Origin of the sequence: Fictibacillus fluitans, from assembly GCF_030418125.1 — a bacterium.
Lineage (GTDB): Bacteria > Bacillota > Bacilli > Bacillales > Fictibacillaceae > Fictibacillus_C > Fictibacillus_C fluitans.
On record NZ_JAUHTR010000001.1, the window covers coordinates 898,884 to 917,644 of the forward strand.

The following is an 18,761-nucleotide window of genomic DNA, read 5'->3' on the forward strand; positions in this document are numbered from 1 at the left end:
AAACCGCGGGAGGTAACCGCGGTTTTTTAATCCAGGATATTAATATTGTATGTGCCAAGCCATGTATCGATCTGTGCCAGATGTGCCATCAGCTGTGGCCCGGTCATCAGCTGGCCGAACCATGGCACCTTGAATGCTTCTCCATTGCTGTCAATGATATCCTGGATTTTTTCTTTTTTAAGAAGTTCCAGGAGTGGAGAAGACGGTAAATCGATTATGGATTGCAGCCATTCCTTTACACTCTGTGTATAGTTTGGATTGTGAGTTTTCGGATAAGGGCTTTTCTTGCGGTAAAGGACATCTTCCGGAAGCAGGCCTTCAAGGGCTTTTCGAAGCAGCCCCTTTTCCCTTCCCTGGAGCATTTTCATTTCCCATGGGATGTTCCAGGCATACTCGACGATCCGGTGGTCCGCAAATGGGACACGCACTTCCAGTGATGCCCCCATGCTCATACGGTCTTTCCGGTCAAGCAATGTGGTCATGAACCAAATCATGTTCAAATAGAAGATTTCCCGGCGCTTTGCCTCCACTCCTGATTCACCTTCAAGTCTCGGCATTTCTTTCAGTGATTCTTCAAAACGCTGTTTTACATAAGATGATAAATTCAATCGGTTTTTCCAATGATCCTGTAAAAGATTTTCCCGTTCCGCTGTTGAACTCATCCAGGGAAAGAGCGGCCGGTTCATAACCTCTGGCTTGTGAAACCAGGGATATCCACCGAAGATTTCATCCGCGCATTCACCGGACAGCGCAACGGTTGATTGTTCTTTAATCAGGCGGCAAAACCAGATCAGGGAAGAATCGACATCGGCCATTCCCGGCAGGTCTCTCACCATGACAGCTTCTTTCAGGTGATTAACAAGCAGATCTGTATCAATAATGCAGTTGTGATGAACAGACCCTGTGGCTTCCACCATCTTCTCGATCCATGGCCCATCGGCATTCGGCTGGAAATCGCTCGCTTTAAAGTACTTGTCATTATCTACGTAATCAATACTGAACGTATGAAGGGGGCCCCTGTTTTCCCGCTTAAAATGATTGGCAGCAATAGCTGAAATGGCGCTGGAATCCAGGCCGCCTGATAAAAAGGTGCAAACCGGCACATCTGCCACAAGCTGGCGTTCAACCGCATCGGTGACAAGCTCTTTGACATGTGCGACTGTTTCATCCAGTGAATGCGGATGCTTTTCACTCTTCACATTCCAGTAGCGCCAGATTTTCTCGCCGGACCGGTCAAATTTCAGCGCATGGCCGGGACGAAGCTCATTGATTCCTTTAAACACACCGTGCCCCGGGGTTCTGGACGGACCGAGACCAAAAACCTCCTGTAATCCTTCCCGTTCCACCTCCGCTTTTACTTCCGGATGTGCAAGAATAGCCTTTAGTTCAGATCCGAATAACAGACGCCCGCCCGATAAGGAATAAAATAAGGGTTTAACTCCCAGACGGTCCCGGGCCATAAACAAGGTTTCTCTTTTGGCATCCCAAATGGCAAAAGCAAATATCCCGTTAAAATGGTCGACGCACGCTTCTCCCCATTCCATATACGAGATTAATAGCACTTCGGTGTCCGAATGGCCTTCAAAGCGATAACCTTTTTTTAATAATTCTTTTCGCAAATCCTCTGTATTATAAAGTTCACCGTTATAGCAAATGGTGCAGACCCTTTCTTCCGCTTCTCTGGTCATCGGCTGCGCGCCGCCTTCCAGATCCACAACTGCCAGCCTCGCGTGGCCAAAACCCGCGTGTGTTTGACTCCAAACATTCAACGCATCCGGCCCCCGTTTGGAAAGGGTCGCCGCCATTTTTATCAAAGTTTTATTTTCCTGTGAAATGTTGCGCTGCCAGTCAATCCATCCCGTTATCCCACACACCATTATCACCCTTTCTCTAACTAGGCTGTTTTCTCCAGCCATAAACGCCCAATACTTACTTTATGCAGGGAGGGGATATTGGTTCATATTTTCGAGATTGAAAACCTGTCAGACTACCATATATAATAGATACAATACTCTAGTGAACGCAGGTGAATACATGCCACAGTCCAAAGCATTCCGATTCGGTTATGCAATTCTATTGATCTTTCTAATTATTCTGACCGGAACAAAAATTCAATTTGTGTTCCGCCCGCTCGTTGTTCTTGTCCAGACCCTCTTTTTTCCGTTTCTGCTGGCCGGGGTTCTCTATTATTTATTCAGGCCGATTGTTAATTTTCTTCAAAAACGAAAGGTGCCCAGGTCCCTTTCCATTTTACTTATTTATTTGGCGGCAATTGGTTTGTTTGTACTGCTGTCTTACGCCGTTGGCCCTGTTCTGCAGCGGCAGATCAACAGCCTGATCCATAACACACCCGTCCTGATCGACGCGATCAGGGGCAAAGTGGTGGAACTGCAAAACAATGAATGGGTAAACCGTGTTCTCGAGAACAGCCAGTTCAGCGTCAATGACATTTCAGATAAGATAACAAACTACCTGTCCAAAAGTGCTTCAATGATCGGAACAAGCGTGACAAATTTTATCAGCGTGATAACCAGCATTATCATGGTATTCGTTACTGTTCCTTTTATTCTGTACTACATGCTGAAGGAGGGGGAGAAAGCGCCGAAGATGGTCCTTCGCCTGCTTCAGCCGACACAGCGAAAAAACGGCACAAAAATTTTGGCCGACATGGATATGGCACTGAGCTCTTATATCCAGGGACAGATTCTGGTCAGTGTTTGTGTGGGAATCCTTTTGTATATCGGGTATCTTATTATCGGGATTGACTACTCACTGCTGCTTACGGTCATCGCTATGTTTACGAACGTCATCCCTTTTCTTGGGCCGATTATCGGGGTAATTCCCGCATTGATTGTGGGAATCATTGATTCACCTTTCATGATTGTTAAAGTACTTATTGTTATGGTCATTGCACAACAGATTGAAGGGAATATCATCTCTCCCCAGGTGATGGGGAAAAAGCTTGATATCCATCCATTGACCATTATTTCCATCCTTCTTGTGTCCGGTTCCCTTGGCGGCCTGCTGGGACTCATTCTTGCGGTCCCTGTCTATGCTGTACTGAAGGTTATCGTTCTTCACACCTACAGCTTGATCAAGCTTCGAAAAGAACAATCGAATGAACAGGACAAAAAAATTATCTCCTAATAGAAAATGACGTGCTGAAATCAGCACGTCATTTTCTGTTGCCCGGCAGTGCTCTCCGCTTTTTTCTCCAGACAAATCATACACCATGCCCCTTCTTTTATGATGGGTCTGGTCTCTTCAATCCTGAAGCCGCTATGATCTGCAGCATTTTGTATTTCCTTATAGGAAGGAAGCGGATACAAATTTTCGTGTGCACTCATAAAACTGTTAAATGCCGAAGCAAATGCGTTCCCGCTCTTATAGTCAGAGAGCGGTGTAATGATGACCAGTGTGCCGCCATTTGTGAGCAGCGAGTTTGCCTTGAACATGATATCGATGCGTTCTTTGGGAGGAAAATAATACAGAAGGTTGTTCATCATGATCAGTTCTACCTTTTCCGAAATCGTAAATTGCTTTAAGTCACCCTGAAATAATTCAATGCACTGGTTATATTCATTGCACCGTTTCAGTGCCTCTTCATATACTTCTTTATTCTTTTCCACACCTGTCAGCCGCATTTCCGGATGTTTTGAAGCCATCCTTTGAAGATAGCCCGCATGTCCGCAGCCTAAGTCCAGCACCGACCGGACCCCTTTCTTTTTTAAAACCTGGTGGATTTTAGGATAAGCCAGCTTTTCAATTAATGTAGAGGTTTCCGCTACGGTATAGGCAAACTCCTCTTCGGCAAACAGCTTCGACTTATTGCCCTTCATCAAATCGGGGTAAGAAAGTAAAACCGGTATGTGGAGCTCCAGCATTTCCTTTAATAGAATTCCGACAGAATAGGGACTTTCTCTGGAAACATACTGCTTAAGCATTTTGGAGGCGATGATTCTTCCGTCGCTTTTTCGCTTAAGGTGGCCGATGGCAAGCCCCACTTCAATCCAGCGTTCGAGCAGCAATTTGTTCAGCTGCATTCTTGCTGCCACACGCGCAATATCCTCCGCCTGCTGAAAAGCGTTAAAAAGATCCAATGTATACCCCACATAGGCATGCCATGTATAAAGAAAGGATTGGTTGCGTTTCATCCAGCTCCTGGCTCTCCATAGTTTGATCCACTCGTGTATCATCGTTTTTTTCCCTTCTTTCCTGTTCCGGAGGCACTTGAGTATGCCCAGGGATAATCTTCTTCCTGAGCAAAGTAGTAAGATTTCTTGCTGCGTTTTAATTTCCGTTTTACAGGGGCTGGAATACCTGCCTGCTGCAGACGGTCACCGATGGTAAATGGCAGCATGCCCATCCCCGAAATATTCAGCATCTGTTTAAAATGAAGATGCGAAAACGCGCCGGTTTTCTCAATTCCTCTTTTTCTCAGCTTTTGAAACCAATCATAGGGATATGAATAAAAAAGGGCAGCCTGATGGCTCAGCTTCATCATAAATTCCGCTCTTGGCTTTCTTACTTCCTCATACCACAGCAATTCTTTTTGCGTCAGGTTATTTCCGCTGATAAGGTACACGAGGAGCTCGCCCAGTATATCTGCATCCTGTATCGCCATATTCATGCCTTCCCCCGCCATCGGATGAACGGTATGGGCAGCATCACCGATCAGGATTTTATTTTGTTTCACATACCGCGAAGCATGGTGGCGAAAGGGAATCATTAACTGGATTTTGTTCCAGGAATCAATCTGGTCCACATAGCCTTTAAGCGAAGGAAGAAAGTCGGTATAGGCTTCATAAAAGGAGGACAGGCCAATATTTTTCATTTCCTTCAGTTCCCCCGGCTTGATTAGGAGAACTGTACGAACTCTTCCATCAGGAAGGGGAAAAAGCCCAAGAAAGCGATTTTGCCAGGAGAACATTTCTGCCTTGGTCAAATCAGGCGGCCTTGGAAATGATACCGTTAAAAACTGATGATTATACGCATATTCTTTATAGGAAACGCCCATTTCCCTGGCAACCCGCGAACCCCTTCCTTCCGCTCCCACAAAGATCGCTCCACGAATTTCCTGCTTCTCGCCCCCGCTTTCCACAAGAGCTGTCTGTTCATCTTTAAATGAGAGAAACTTGGCCTGATTCATGTAGTGAAAAGTTGGGTAGGATTGCGCTTCCTTTAAAATAATCGACTTGAGTTTTTCGTGATCAATCATGCACGCATAATTATAAGGAGGGTCCAGGATCTCATAACTGAAAACATTGTTTGTCTGAGGGAGCAACCGGCCATTCTCCCGGTTCATTTCAATAAATTCAATCTCAGGAAGCACATAGCAATGATCAAGTATGAGAGGAAGAATTTCAAGCCGGTCAAAATGGGAAAGGCTCTTTGGCTGAAGAAGCTCTCCTTTATAAAGATGTGAGGCTTTGCTTTGTTTTTCGACCACCAGGGTATCCACGTTGGACCTGGCGAGTTTAAGGCCGAGTGTTAAACCGGCAACTCCTCCGCCAATAATAACTACCTGATATACCATTCTCTTCCTACACCACCTTTATGACAATAACTACCACCAACCACCCCTGTATAAACCTTAAAAAAAGCATAAAAAAAACTGCCACAAGGAGGTTTCCTTCCTTTGCGGCAGCATACTGCTTATTTTGCTGATGCTTCCTCTTTCTCGTAGATCGGCACCCAGCCTTCTTTGGATTTGAAAATACGGACAGCAACGACTTGGCGGTCGTCCATCAACGTAAAATAGTGACGGTAATTTTCCGGAACGGAAATCAGGTCGCCCGGCTCAAGTTCTACATCAAAAAAGCGGCCTTCAGGACCTTCAATGGCAAAAATGCCGTGCCCGCTGACAATAAATCGTACTTCATCATCGGAATGATGGTGCTCGGCCAAAAAGTTCTTCAGAAGCTCATCAAGATTCGGTGTATCCGGAGACAGTGAAATAACATCTTCGGTAACGTAACCCCTGCGCTTGGATAGTTCATCGATTTCACTTCTGAATACCTGGACTACTTCTGCCTTTTCGTCATCTGTTAACACATAATTTTCTTTCAGATGAGATGGCAGCTTTTCAATATCCCAATTTTCATAGATTACACCCTGGCTTTCCAAGTAGCTGCTTACTTTATCCAGGCCTTCCACTCGTTCGTTATTATCGTGAAAACGCAATTGTGCCATTATGGCATCCCCCTCAAAGTTTATTATTGTTGGCTTAATGCAAATTGTGGCTGTAGCAATCTCATTTTAACGTGATAGGAAAAAAGAAATTCCAAGGCTTCGAGGTGCTTTTTGGCTTCGAATCCATTTTTACCCCATACCGTAACTCCATGGTTTCTGATAAGAACGGCTTTTGTATCCGGGGTGATGGCTTCACTAAAACGTTCTGCCAGGAGGGATAAATCAGCCGGGTTCTCGATAATTGGCACAGTAATGGATCCTTCTTCTTCCCAGATGTTAAATGCCTTGATCAATTCCTGACCCCGGAACGTAATTTCTCCCTGATCGGCATACAGCTCCGAAATGACATTGTTATCAACAGTATGAATATGCAGGCAACAGCCTGCATCAGTATGCTGATACACTTTGGCATGCAATCCGGTTTCTGCTGAAGCCCGCAGATGGGTTTCTTCTACTGTGTTACCTGTGACATCCACCAATACAAAGTCTTCATTTGTACGTTTCCGTTTATCCTTGCCGCTTGCTGTGACCAAAAAAGTAATGGGCTCTCCGCTGATCTTGATGGACAAGTTTCCGCTTGTACCCGGGAACCAGTCCCGTGAAGCAAGTTCATCCTTAACATCGGCAAGCTGTTTCCACAATTCCCCCAACGAACTCAAATGCTCACTTCCTTTGTTTGCAGATACGCAATAATGTCATAAAACGTAGTGAAAGGTTCAAAAGCGATATCTTCCTGTTCACACTTCTCTTTCAAAAAGTCCCTTGCAAACACCTTATCTGCCATTTTGGCTGCCTGTAAATCGGTGATGGAATCCCCGATGACGATTCTTTCATATGAAGCAGAATCAAACTTTCTCAAAATAGCGGGTTTGCAGCATCCGCAGTCATTGCTGCACTGGTTGTCACAGCTGTGCGGCCAAAGAATCTCGATGGTATCTGCTGCAAACGAACTGCCGTTGCAATAAATATGGTCCTTGTCGACTATATTTTCTAGAATGGGATTAACAAAAAAATCAATTCCGCCGCTTACTACATATAACGGAATACCCTGGTCTTTCGTAAACTGAACAAACTCTTGAAATCCATCCCTGATTTTAGCCGTAGAAAGAACATATTGAATAATCTCCTCTTTCAGGCTGGAAGGAATCAGAGAAAATAGCTGACCGACCCCTTCTCTGATGGACACTTCCTGATTCAATATTTTGTCCTTGACCGGCTCCCATCCTTCAGGAGCAAAGTTCCTCATAATGTCGATAATGTTATCCTTTTCTGTAATGGTTCCGTCAAAATCACAAAAAATAATACGATTGCTCATGATTTCACCAGACCGCCCCATAAATTCAATGCTGCTTTCAGTGGCCCGCTCTCCTCGCTGATCTGCTCGAGTGATTTGTTAAGCAGCAAGCCATCAATCGCATCCCGAAATGCTTTTCCTCCAGCAACCGCTCCTCCTGGATGCCCGTGAACTCCACCACCCGCATTGATAATGCTGTCAATGCCAAAGTCCTGAAGCAAAAGAGGCGTCAATCCCGGATGAATGCCGGCAGAAGGCACCGGGAAAGCACCTTTCCAATTGATGTGCTTTTCTGTCAGCTCTGCAGCAATACCCGATGCGTCCTCTTTCCTGAGAGCCACGCTTCCATATGGAGAAGGAAAGAGTACGAAGTCCGCGCCTGCCAGACGCAGCAGCTTCCCTAAAAGCAGGCGGTTGGAAAGACCGTAAAACTCTGACGGAGTCAGCGCACCTGACACAGCAGGGTGAGCCATAATCGGCAGATTAACTTCAGGATCCTCTGCCAGGCTTTGCAGCACATCCAGCCCGTAGGCAAAAACATTGAACAATAGAGCGCTTGCCCCCAGTTCTGCCGCACGTTTTGCCTTGTCCTTCAAATCAAACGTACGTCCAGTTAAATTTACTGCATACAGTGTCTTGTGACCGGTCTCCTCTTCCGTCTCGGCCAGTACTTGTTTGGCTGTTTTGATTCGCTCCTCAAACGGGGTCAGCGGATTATCGAACAGGATTTCATCATCCTTGACCAAATCAACGCCGCCAAGCGCCTGTTCTCTCAGCTGATGTTTAAAATAATCGAGATCCCTGCCAATCACACCCTTAAAAATGCTCATTAGCAATGGCCGTTCAAAAACACCCAGCTGGTTCCGTATGCCATCAATTCCAAAGGATGGCCCGGGAAATGCGCTGCTTAGGTCTTCCGAAAATTCCAAATCGATCAGTTTTACCTCACCATCAAGCGACAGCTTCCCAAAAACGGTCGTTAAAATCGCTGGAAGATCGAAAGAAAAGTTGGCGGCAGGGTAAGAGATCTTCAGAAGTGCCTGCTTTCTTGGCGAACCAAAATATTGATTGACCCGGTTATCTTCAGGCAATTCAATGATCTCTGCCACACTGCCTTTATGATTTTTAAGCTGCTCCTTTTGCAGATCCGGCAGATCGGTCCAGGAGCCGACGGTTAAACCCAGTGCAATTCCTTCCGCTTTTTTTTCAAAATTGCCCTTAGGATCATGAACAAGATAAGTCGCAGTTACTGACGCCATGTTGAATCCCTCCAAAAAACATAAATTAACACGAAAAAGCCTCTTCCCGAGGGAAGAGGCATAATATACATAAGGATGCCGCTTCCTCTCATCTCCCAGCATGCGCTGCAAGATTTAGCACCGTTTTATCCTTTAGGATAACCGGTTGCCGGGCTTCATCGGGCTAGTCCCTCCACCTGCTCTTGATAAGAGAAAATGTTCATATTACTTCGAATGTTAGAATTACTAGTGATTATGACAGGTTATAAAAAATCTGTCAATCTCTCAATTAACTCAGAATATCTTTAATGCGCGGATCCGGTCTGATGCTTCTTTCAAGCGTTCTTCACCAGTTAGAAGCCCCACCCTTACATAGCCTTCTCCCTCTTTGCCGAATCCGATGCCTGGCGCAACAACAACATGCGCCTCCTCCAGCAGGTAATCTGCAAAACTTTCAGAAGTGTACCCTTTTGGCACTGGCAGCCAGCAGAAAAAGGAACCTTTTGGCGCCTTCACTTCCCATCCGAGATCCTGCAGGCCGGATATAAATACATTTCTTCGTTTTTCGTACATCTCCGCGAGCTCCCTGACACAATCCTGGGGACCAAGAAGGGCCTTGGCTGCTGCCTCCTGTACCGCCGGAAACAAGCTGACATAAAAATGGTCCTGAAGCAGGTTAATGCTTTCTACCACACTCTCATTTCCAATCGCGAATCCGACTCTCCAGCCTGCCATATTATACGTTTTGCTCAGGGTATAAATCTCAATCCCCTGTTCCTTGGCACCGGGCGCCTCTAAATAACTGACAGGCTTTTGTCCGTCAAAGCCTATGGCACCGTAGGCAAAATCATGAACGACCAGAATATCATGCTTCTGGGCAAAGTCTACCGTTTCCTTGAAAAATTGCGGTGTGGCAACGCCTGCTGTGGGATTGTTGGGATAGTTGAGAAACATGAGTTTGGCCCGGTCAGCCGTTTCACTATCAATTTGGCCATAATCTACCAAAAAATCATTTTCTTCCTTCAGCGGCATCATACTCATGTTTGCTTCTGCCATAGCAACACCGGACCAGTAGTCCGGATAGCCGGGATCAGGAACAAGGGCCGTATCTCCTTTGTTCAAAAAACATTGCGCCACTTCAACGAGACCCGCTTTACCGCCAAACAGCACCGCCACTTCTTTTTGGGGATCAACTTCCACCCCGAATTCGTTTTTATAATAATCAGCTACCGCTTCTTTCAGAAAGTCATAGCCTCTGAAAGGAGAATATTTATGGTACTGCGGATTAACCGCTGCCTCCTGCAATGCAGAAACAATATGAGGAGGTGTCGGCTGGTCAGGATTTCCCTGTCCAAGATTTATCACATCATGCCCCTGGGCAGCAACGGCACTCACTTTTCCCACAAGCTTTGCAAAAAATTGTTCAGGCAGGCGTTCTAACGCGTCTGCTTGCTGGAAACGTTTCACATTCACACATCCTGTCATTCATAATTTTCTTGAAATTCTAATCCAATATGTTATACGCTTATTGAAAATCTGTCAAAACGTTTTTAATGGGGGATACACATGAAACTGAATGTAGCACTGATACAAATGGACATCCAGCTTGGATTGCCCGAAGAGAATATTAAAAAAGCCATTCAGAGAATTGAAGATGCAGCCGCACAAAACGCCGATATTGTCGTACTGCCTGAACTCTGGACCACAGGATATGATTTGGAGCGTCTCGATGAAATTGGAGACGTTAACGGTGATAACCTGAAAAAGCTGATGAGCGGTTTAGCCCTTCAGCACCGCATCAATATTGTTGCAGGCTCTGTTGCCAATAAAACAGAAAATGGTATTTACAATACCCTTTATGCATTCAATCGTGAGGGAGAACAAATCGGAGAGTACAGCAAACTGCATTTGATTCGTCTCATGCAGGAAGAGAAGTTCATTGGACCCGGTTCCAAAAAAGGGAATTTCACTCTGGAGAACATTCCGGCAGCAGGCGTCATCTGTTATGACATCCGTTTTCCGGAATGGATTCGTGCACATGTTCTCGATGGAGCCTCCCTTCTGTTTGTACCTGCTGAGTGGCCTGCCCAGAGACTCTCTCACTGGCGGCATCTTTTAATCACAAGAGCCATTGAAAACCAATGCTATGTGATTGCCTGCAACAGAGTCGGCCGTGATAACAATAATGCCTTCGCCGGCCACTCCATCATTATTGATCCATGGGGTGAGGTAATTGCCGAAGCGGATGGTGAGCAGGAAACACTTTTATTTGCAGAGATCGAGACAGATCTTGTCGATGAAGTCAGAAGCAGAATTCCTGTTTTTGAGGACCGCCGGCCGGAACACTATTAATCTTTTTAAAAATCCAATTGACAGCTGCCTTTGAAAGCTGTATGATAGCCATTGTAAATTATTATTGCATTCTGTGTTTTCTAACAACTTAATGATGAATGTCTCTTATCAAGAGCAGGTGGAGGGAATTTGGCCCGATGAAACCCAGCAACCGACCGTAATACCATTGTAAAATGGGGCGTCTTTCTTTGAAGCCTGGAACTTCCAGTATGGCACGGTGCTAATTCCAGCAAAGTATAAGCTTTGCAAGATAAGAGGCGTGGACACTATACATCCAGGCCTCTTTTCTTCAAGAAAAGAGGCCTTTTTACATTTATCCTTCGGAGGTAAACCCTATGGCAACGACAACAAAACAAGCCTACACACCGCTCAATGAGCAAACCGTGATCGAACTCTCCCAAGAACTGAACTTGTTTACTGAATACAGCTCTCTCGAGGTTAATGAGATCGGAGACGGCAACTTGAATCTTGTATTCCGGCTGGTTGAACCGTCCACCAAAAAGTCGGTCATTATTAAACAGGCGCTTCCTTACGCCAAAGTCGTTGGGGAGAGCTGGCCCCTTACCCTGGACAGGGCACGCATTGAAAGTGATTCACTGAAAAAATTTGCGGAGTTTGCACCAGAACATGTTCCTGAAGTCCTATATTCAAATAACGATCTGGCGGTTACGGTCATGGAAGATCTGTCCTCCCATGTGATTCTGCGCAAAGGCTTGATCGATGGAGAGACTTACCCGAACCTTGCTCAGCACATCGGAACATTTATTGCAAAAAACCTCTTCTACACCAGTGATTTTTACTTGCATCCGTTTGAGAAAAAAAGATTGGTCCAGCAGTTTACCAATCCCGAGCTTTGCAAAATAACCGAAGATCTCGTATTTACGGATCCATTTTATGATATTGAAACCAATGATTTTCCGGCAGAACTTCAGGATGCGGTTTCCGAACTTTGGAATGATCCCGAGCTAAGAAAAAAAGCCGCCCGGCTCAAACTTAAATTCCTAACAAATGCCGAAGCATTGCTTCATGGCGACCTGCATTCGGGGAGTATTTTTGTAATTGAAGAATCTACCAAAATCATCGACTCTGAATTTGCCTACTATGGTCCGCAGGGATTTGATATCGCTCACTTTTTTGCAAATATCGCCATGAACCATATCGCCCAGCGTGCTCACATCAAAGACGTAGAAAAACGAGCGGGATATCAGCTGTACCTTTCTGGATTAATCAGGGACACATGGAATGTCTTTACATCCACTTATAAGGAGCTCTGGAGAGATAAGGGTGTGGAGCTGGCAACCAAGCTTCCGGGATTTGAAGATGAAGTCCTCGAGGAAATATTTACTGATATGGTCGGCTTCGCGGGCTGTGAAGTCATCCGGCGGACCATTGGTTTGGCCCATGTCGCCGACCTCGATTCCATTGCTGATTTCGATGAACAAATACGGCTTAAGAAGAAGGTGCTTAAACTGGGCAGCGATTGGGTCAAGAACAAACAACGCATTAAAAATATCGAAGAGTTTATTACAAGCATCAGGAGTGTTTAATTCAAATGACGACAACAGAAACGCAAATTTCATCATTACGCTATAAAGGGGACCATCTGCTGCTTTTGGATCAGCAGCAGCTCCCCCATCATACGGTCTATATTAATGTCACCACCATTGAACAAGTGTGGGACTGCATCAAAAAACTAAACGTAAGGGGCGCTCCGGCGATTGGAATTGCGGCAGCCTTCGGAACGGTTTTGTGGGCTAAAAACCATGCCTCCCTTTCTCTTGATAAATTTATAGATCAACTGGGCCGCCAAACCGCTTTCCTTTCAACTTCCAGACCTACGGCTGTTAATTTATTTTGGGCACTTGACCGTATTACAGCTTCGGTGGCGAATGTCCGCAGCACAAAAGAGGCCATCGAGCGCATAGAGCAGGAAGCCCTCCTTATTCAAAAGGAAGACGAGGAAATTTGCCGTAAAATTGGCGAGAACGGGCTGACTCTGCTGAAGGACGGAGACCGCATAATGACGCACTGCAATGCAGGCTGGATTGCAACAGCCAAGTATGGCACCGCGCTTGCTCCTCTTTATTTGGCAAAAGAAAAGGGCTGGAATCTTTCGGTATACGCCAACGAAACACGGCCCGTTTTCCAGGGCGCCCGACTAACCGCATGGGAATTACAACAGGCAGGAGTTGACGTTACGCTAATTACCGATAACATGGCTGCCCATACGTTAAAAACAAAACACGTTAGTGCTGTGATTGTCGGCTGTGACCGGGTTGCCGCAAACGGTGACACCGCCAATAAAATCGGTACATTCGGTCTTGCCCTGCAGGCAAAGGCGCTTGGCATTCCGTTTTATGTGGCCTCTCCCCTTTCCACAATCGACTTGAACACTCTGTCTGGGGACGATATTCCGATTGAAGAACGGCCTGCAGAAGAAATCACTCATGTACAGGGAGTGCCCATTGCACCCAAGGGGGTTAAAGTCTTTAATCCGGCTTTTGATGTAACACCTCATGAATACATTACGGCCATTATAACGGAAAAAGGAATTGCCCGCGGCAACTACAAGGAAGCATTGGCGGAATTAAAAAAATGACCCATGCAAAAAGCTCGTACTCCTTTGGGTGTACGAGCTTTTACTAATCTTTTAAAAATGCATTGGCAAAACCGAATATCCATAATAAAAGACGAGGGCCAGAGCCAGTATGAGCGTTAACCAGCGGGACTTTTTATCCTCGTTTCGTTTTGCCCCAAGCAGCATCACTTCAAACAAGCCGATAACTGCCAGCCCGAGGATCCCTTTGATAACAAGCGGCCCCATGTTTACCGCTCCTGCCTGGATCCACTGATAGATCAGCACTACTCCGGAAAAAATAGTCGTAATATAGAGCAAACGCACAATCATATGCAAGATACGGGAAATTTTTTTATTTTTTCTTTTGTATAAAGTATAAGTCAGAAAAAACAAAATCAGCGCAGCCGCCCATGAAAAAACGTGGAACTGTAACATAATTATTTCCTCCTGTGTATAATCCTTCACTTTACTATACCATGAAGCGCTGCATGACGGGCCATGGACGGAAGTAGGGGTAGGAAGAAAGCCTTTTCATTGCTATAATGTATAGGAATTCACAATATTAAGATTGGAGTGAGAGATATGATTAAAACAGAAAACATCATCTCCAAAACAGAACAATACGGGGCGAAAAACTATCACCCACTTCCAATTGTCATCTCCAAAGGCGATGGCGTATGGGTTTATGATCCCGAAGGCAACAAGTACATGGATATGCTCAGCGCTTATTCTGCCGTGAACCAGGGGCACCGGCACCCGAAGATCATTCAGGCATTAAAAGATCAAGCGGACAGAATCACCCTGACTTCACGCGCTTTTCATAATGATCAGCTTGGAAATTTTTATGAAAAGGTTACAAAACTTACAGGCAAAAACATGGTTTTGCCTATGAACACAGGTGCCGAAGCGGTTGAAACAGCCATCAAGACCGTCCGCCGCTGGGCTTATGATGTAAAAGGCGTTCCAGCCAACCAGGCGGAAGTCATTGCGTGTGAAGGAAACTTTCACGGGCGTACAATGACAGCTGTTTCCATGTCCTCTGATCAAGAGTACAAACGAGGATTCGGCCCTATGCTGCCAGGAATCAAGCTCATTCCATACGGTGATCTTGAGGCATTGAAGCAGGCTATCACACCGAATACCGCTGCTTTTATTATGGAGCCCATTCAGGGAGAAGCAGGCATTATCATCCCTCCTGAAGGTTTCCTGAAACAAGCCCGTGAGCTTTGCAAGGAGAATAATGTTCTTTTTGTCGCGGACGAAATTCAATCCGGTTTGGGACGATCCGGCAAATTGTTTGCCTGTGACTGGGAAAATGTTGTTCCTGATATGTACATCCTCGGAAAAGCGCTCGGCGGCGGGGTAATGCCCATCTCCTGCGTAGCTGCTGACAAAGATATACTTGGCGTCTTCAATCCGGGAAGCCATGGCTCAACCTTTGGCGGCAACCCGCTGGCGTCGGCTGTATCCGTTGCCTCTCTGGAGGTTATTGAAGAAGAAAACCTGGTAAGCCGTTCCCTTGAGCTCGGCGAACATTTTCTGAACGAGCTGGCTTCCATTAATAATCCAGTGATAACCGAAGTTCGCGGCCGTGGATTATTCATCGGGGTTGAACTGAGCGAGGCAGCCCGCCCTTATTGTGAGAAGTTGAAAGAAGAAGGACTACTATGCAAAGAAACACATGAGAATGTCATCCGGTTTGCCCCTCCTCTCATTATTTCGGAAGAGGACCTGAACTGGGCGATCGAACGTATTAAAAAAGTCTTGTCCGTATAACCGTTAGTAGAACAGGCTGGATATTGTCCAGTCTGTTTTTTTCTGTTCCCGGAAATTAAAAAAGCTTCAGCGCCGCATAAAGCAGCAGTGCTGAAGCTCCCCTCACTCTATAATGCTTTGACCATGCCGCCATCAATTAAGAACGACTGTCCGGTAACGTACGTATTGGCCTCTGAACCCAAATAGACAATGGTCTTTGCAAATTCTTCCGGTGTTCCGTACCGGCCAAGCGGAATATTTTTCACCATTTCTTCCTTTACCTGCTCCTTGCTTATGGACCGCTGCTCGGCGATTTTGCCATCAAGCTCCTGCAGGCGGTCCGTTCCGATTCGTCCCGGCCCCACCGTATTGATCAGGATGCCCTCATTCCCCAGTTCCTGTGACAGGCTTTTGGACAACCCGTTGATTGCCGTTCTGAAGGTATTGGATAAGGTTAAGCCGTCAATCGGCTGCTTGATGGATGAGGAAGCGATGTTGATAATGCGGCCGCTGCCTTTTTTCCTCATGTGCGGAAGGACTTCACGCACAGTCCGGATAAGACTTAACAGGGTGAGCTGAAAAGCGAATTCCCAATCGTCGTCGCCAAAGTTATCGAAATTGCCGGCCGGCGGTCCTCCGGCATTATTAACCAGTACATCAATGGTGCCAAACGCCTCTGCCGCAGCACTGACCAGTCCTGTAATCTCTTCTTTTTTTGTAATGTCACACACCCTGTACTCCACCCTGCTGCCTGTTTTTCCCCTTATTTCTTCCGCTGCTGCCTGAAGGGCCGCTTCATCGCGGCTGGTGATCATGACATTGGCCCCTTCTTCTGCAAACTTCATGGCCGTTGCCTTCCCAAGCCCTTTGCTCGAAGCAAGAACCAGGACAGCTTTATCTTTTAGCCCCAAATCCATTTATTTTCCCCCTCTGAATTTATACATTTACATACGACAATCAGATTACGATACTCACATATTTGGTTTCCAGGTAGGCCTCCATGCCTTCTGTTCCGCCTTCCCGGCCGATACCGCTTTCTTTAAGACCGCCAAATGGTGCCTGAGCGGCAGACGGAACGCCGTCGTTCCAGCCGATGACGCCATAGTTCAAACCTTCGACCAGATGGGTGCCCCGTGACATGCTTTCTGTATAGATGTAAGCAGCGAGTCCGAACGGGCTGCTGTTGGCAAGCTTGATGCCTTCATCATCCGAAGTGATCTTTTGCACCGGAATTACCGGCCCGAAGGTTTCTTCATTCATAATGAGCATATCGTGATTTACACCTTTTAAAACGGTCGGTTCATAAAAACACCCATTTCCTTCATCCTGTCCTTTGCCGCCGAGCAAGCATTCTGCCCCTTTCTCAACCGCATTGTCGACGTGCTTTTTGATCTTTTCATAACCGTCCCTGTTGATGATCGGGCCAATATCCGTACCCTCTTCCAATCCGTTGCCAACCTTCAATTTGCTTGTTTCTTCAACCAGTTTTTTCGTAAACTCATCATATATTTTCTCGTGAACATACACTCGGTTGATACAGATGCATGTCTGACCCGCATTCCTGAATTTGGAGGCGATGATTCCTTTTACCGATTTCTCAAGGTCCGCATCCTCAAGGACAATGGAAGGAGCATGTCCGCCAAGTTCCATTGATACGTTTTTAACGGTTTTTGCGCTTTGCTCGATGAGCATTTTCCCTACTTCCGTTGATCCGGTAAATGTAATCTTTTTCACTTTGTCGCTTTCCATCAATTCCCCCGCAATCAATGATGATGAACCGGTCAACAGGCTGACGACTCCCTTTGGAAATCCTGCCTCTTCACATAGCTCCACCAGTTTAATGGCTGTAAGCGGCGTCTCTTTTGGCGGTTTGATAATAATCGGGCACCCGGCTGCAAGCGCGGGACCCAGCTTGCGGGTAATCATAGCAGCTGGAAAGTTCCATGGGGTGATTGCCGCAACAACTCCAACCGGCTGTTTCAGCACCTGCATCCGTTTATTTTCAGCAGAAGCCGGGATGGTCCTGCCATACACCCGTTTACCTTCTTCCGCAAACCATTTAATAAAAGATGCCGCATACTGAACTTCGCCAAGTGATTCCTTCATTGGTTTGCCCATCTCACGTGTCATGAGCTCCGCAATCTCTTCTTTTTGTTCAATCATAAGATCATACAGCTTATCAAGATAGGCGGCTCTGTCGTAAGCCGTTAATTTCGCCCACGGACCAAACGCCTCATGCGCACTTTCAATGGCCGCTGCTGTTTCTTCCTTTCCTGCTGAAGCTACAGTACCAACCAGATCACCGTTCGCTGGGTTCAGCACCTTGATTTTCTCCAGGTTATTGCCCGTCCATTCTCCGTTGATGTATAACAACTTGTCCATGTTTATGGCCTCCCTTGAGGATAGAATTCTTTTCTACTTTTCCTTTTAAAGAGTGACTTAAAACACATCACAGTACATTATTGACCAGTGTTCCAATGCCTTCGACCGTAATTTCAATGGTATCACCGCTATTCAGCAGCCTTGGCGGTTTAAAGCCTTTACCCACCCCTGCAGGTGTACCAGTCGCTATCACATCTCCCGGTTCGAGTGTCATTCCTTTTGACAGGGTTTCAATCACTTCTGGAATGGTAAAGATGAAGTCCCTTGTATTGCCGTTCTGTCTGACTTCTCCATTCACTTTGGTGATTAAGTTCAGCTCATGCGGGTTGGGAAGATCTTCTTTTGGTACAATCCATGGCCCCATCGGACAAGAGGTATCCAGGCTTTTTCCAATCAAAAATTGTTTATGCTTTTTCTGCAGATCCCTGGCGGTAACGTCATTAATGATGGTATAGCCAAACACATGGTCCATCGCATGTTCAGAAGAAATTCCCCTGCCTTTTTTGCCGATAACTACCGCCAGTTCCCCTTCATAATCCAATTCTTCAGTTACCTCTTCATGCCGCAGAATATCTGCTTTATGGCCGGTAACGGTTGTAGGCGCTTTCGAAAAAATCATCACATGCTCTGGGATATCTGCTTCGCTTCCCATTTCAACCGCATGATCTCTGTAGTTCTTTCCTACACAGAATATGTTTTTCGCGGGTCTTGGAATGGGAGCCATCCACTCCAAATCCGGGTCGGTTAAACCATATGTAAACAGCAAATTATCACGATAGGCTTCAGATATTTCATGAATTTTTTCTAAAAACTTTTCTTCAAGCTGAAGTCCTTCCAGCATGGAGCCCGGAAATTCCATTCCCTTCTCTTCAGCAGCCAACGAAAGATTGAATACCACATTCTCCTCTTCAATCAGCTTTCCTAAAAAAAGATCGCCCTGATACTTGGCAGTTACTAATTTCATTTTAAT

17 protein-coding genes and 2 riboswitches are annotated in these 18,761 nt (G+C 46.0%); of the genes, 5 read left to right on the plus strand and 12 right to left on the minus strand.

Translation table 11 applies throughout. The features are described from left to right. Positions 1-26: 26 nt before the first annotated feature. Positions 27-1,916 carry an asparagine synthase (glutamine-hydrolyzing) gene (asnB, locus tag QYB97_RS04460; protein WP_301164723.1) on the minus strand — a complete coding sequence of 630 codons (1,890 nt, stop codon included), beginning with the start codon at positions 1,914-1,916 and terminating at the stop codon, positions 27-29. A gap of 118 nt (positions 1,917-2,034) precedes the next feature. Between asnB and QYB97_RS04465 the strand changes: the two genes are divergently transcribed. Then, positions 2,035-3,147, plus strand: a complete 1,113-nt coding sequence (locus QYB97_RS04465; protein ID WP_301164724.1) for an AI-2E family transporter — start codon at positions 2,035-2,037, stop codon at positions 3,145-3,147. Positions 3,148-3,167: 20 nt separating this feature from the next. On the opposite strand, the gene QYB97_RS04470 is transcribed toward QYB97_RS04465, so the two are convergent. The 7 genes from QYB97_RS04470 to QYB97_RS04500 all read right to left on the minus strand — a co-directional run bounded on the left by QYB97_RS04470 (position 3,168) and on the right by QYB97_RS04500 (position 10,191). Continuing rightward, on the minus strand, positions 3,168-4,154 hold the full coding sequence (locus QYB97_RS04470) for a class I SAM-dependent methyltransferase (protein WP_301164725.1): 987 nt from the start codon (positions 4,152-4,154) through the stop codon (positions 3,168-3,170). Between the two features lie 38 nt (positions 4,155-4,192). Next, a complete protein-coding gene (locus tag QYB97_RS04475; protein ID WP_301164726.1) occupies positions 4,193-5,536 on the minus strand; it encodes an FAD-dependent oxidoreductase in 1,344 nt (447 codons plus the stop codon). 119 nt (positions 5,537-5,655) lie between these two features. Further along, positions 5,656-6,192 (minus strand): 1,2-dihydroxy-3-keto-5-methylthiopentene dioxygenase, encoded by a 537-nt coding sequence (locus tag QYB97_RS04480; protein WP_301164727.1) that lies wholly within the window; start codon positions 6,190-6,192, stop codon positions 5,656-5,658. 23 nt (positions 6,193-6,215) lie between these two features. Continuing rightward, positions 6,216-6,851: a methylthioribulose 1-phosphate dehydratase gene (locus tag QYB97_RS04485; RefSeq protein ID WP_301164728.1), complete on the minus strand. Its 636-nt coding sequence runs from the start codon at positions 6,849-6,851 to the stop codon at positions 6,216-6,218. Then, on the minus strand, positions 6,848-7,507 hold the full coding sequence (locus QYB97_RS04490; RefSeq protein WP_301164729.1) for a 2-hydroxy-3-keto-5-methylthiopentenyl-1-phosphate phosphatase: 660 nt from the start codon (positions 7,505-7,507) through the stop codon (positions 6,848-6,850). Before QYB97_RS04490 ends, QYB97_RS04485 begins: the two co-directional genes overlap by 4 nt. Further along, a complete protein-coding gene (gene mtnW / locus QYB97_RS04495; RefSeq protein ID WP_301164730.1) occupies positions 7,504-8,745 on the minus strand; it encodes a 2,3-diketo-5-methylthiopentyl-1-phosphate enolase in 1,242 nt (413 codons plus the stop codon). The genes QYB97_RS04490 and mtnW overlap by 4 nt, the downstream gene beginning before the upstream one ends. An 85-nt stretch (positions 8,746-8,830) precedes the next feature. After that, positions 8,831-8,937, minus strand: a riboswitch (SAM riboswitch). An 81-nt stretch (positions 8,938-9,018) separates the two neighbouring features. Beyond that, positions 9,019-10,191, minus strand: a complete 1,173-nt coding sequence (locus QYB97_RS04500; RefSeq protein ID WP_301164731.1) for a pyridoxal phosphate-dependent aminotransferase — start codon at positions 10,189-10,191, stop codon at positions 9,019-9,021. 99 nt (positions 10,192-10,290) lie between these two features. On the opposite strand from QYB97_RS04500, the gene QYB97_RS04505 reads away from it, so the two are divergent. The 3 genes from QYB97_RS04505 (at position 10,291) to mtnA (ending at position 13,675) form a co-directional block, all read left to right on the plus strand. After that, positions 10,291-11,076 (plus strand): carbon-nitrogen family hydrolase, encoded by a 786-nt coding sequence (locus tag QYB97_RS04505; RefSeq protein WP_301164732.1) that lies wholly within the window; start codon positions 10,291-10,293, stop codon positions 11,074-11,076. Positions 11,077-11,178: 102 nt separating this feature from the next. Further along, a riboswitch (SAM riboswitch) is annotated at positions 11,179-11,333 on the plus strand. A gap of 78 nt (positions 11,334-11,411) precedes the next feature. After that, on the plus strand, positions 11,412-12,623 hold the full coding sequence (mtnK, locus tag QYB97_RS04510) for an S-methyl-5-thioribose kinase (protein ID WP_301164733.1): 1,212 nt from the start codon (positions 11,412-11,414) through the stop codon (positions 12,621-12,623). A gap of 5 nt (positions 12,624-12,628) precedes the next feature. Continuing rightward, positions 12,629-13,675, plus strand: coding sequence for an S-methyl-5-thioribose-1-phosphate isomerase (gene mtnA / locus QYB97_RS04515; RefSeq protein ID WP_301164734.1), 1,047 nt, complete (start codon positions 12,629-12,631; stop codon positions 13,673-13,675). A gap of 51 nt (positions 13,676-13,726) precedes the next feature. Here the strand turns inward: mtnA and QYB97_RS04520 are convergent, their stop codons facing one another. After that, the gene (locus QYB97_RS04520; RefSeq protein ID WP_301164735.1) at positions 13,727-14,089 is read right to left on the minus strand and encodes a DUF1516 family protein; all 363 of its coding nucleotides are present in this window, start codon (positions 14,087-14,089) and stop codon (positions 13,727-13,729) included. A 147-nt stretch (positions 14,090-14,236) separates the two neighbouring features. Between QYB97_RS04520 and QYB97_RS04525 the strand changes: the two genes are divergently transcribed. Then, positions 14,237-15,430, plus strand: coding sequence for an ornithine--oxo-acid transaminase (locus QYB97_RS04525; protein ID WP_425589756.1), 1,194 nt, complete (start codon positions 14,237-14,239; stop codon positions 15,428-15,430). A gap of 107 nt (positions 15,431-15,537) precedes the next feature. Here QYB97_RS04525 and QYB97_RS04530 read toward each other — a convergent pair whose 3' ends face one another. The 3 genes from QYB97_RS04530 to QYB97_RS04540 form a co-directional block, all read right to left on the minus strand. Then, positions 15,538-16,326: an SDR family oxidoreductase gene (locus QYB97_RS04530; RefSeq protein ID WP_301164737.1), complete on the minus strand. Its 789-nt coding sequence runs from the start codon at positions 16,324-16,326 to the stop codon at positions 15,538-15,540. A 40-nt stretch (positions 16,327-16,366) separates the two neighbouring features. Continuing rightward, positions 16,367-17,791, minus strand: coding sequence for an NAD-dependent succinate-semialdehyde dehydrogenase (locus QYB97_RS04535; RefSeq protein WP_301164738.1), 1,425 nt, complete (start codon positions 17,789-17,791; stop codon positions 16,367-16,369). 67 nt (positions 17,792-17,858) lie between these two features. After that, entirely contained in the window at positions 17,859-18,755 is an 897-nt protein-coding gene (locus QYB97_RS04540; protein ID WP_301164739.1) for a fumarylacetoacetate hydrolase family protein, read from the minus strand. Positions 18,756-18,761 lie beyond the last annotated feature (6 nt).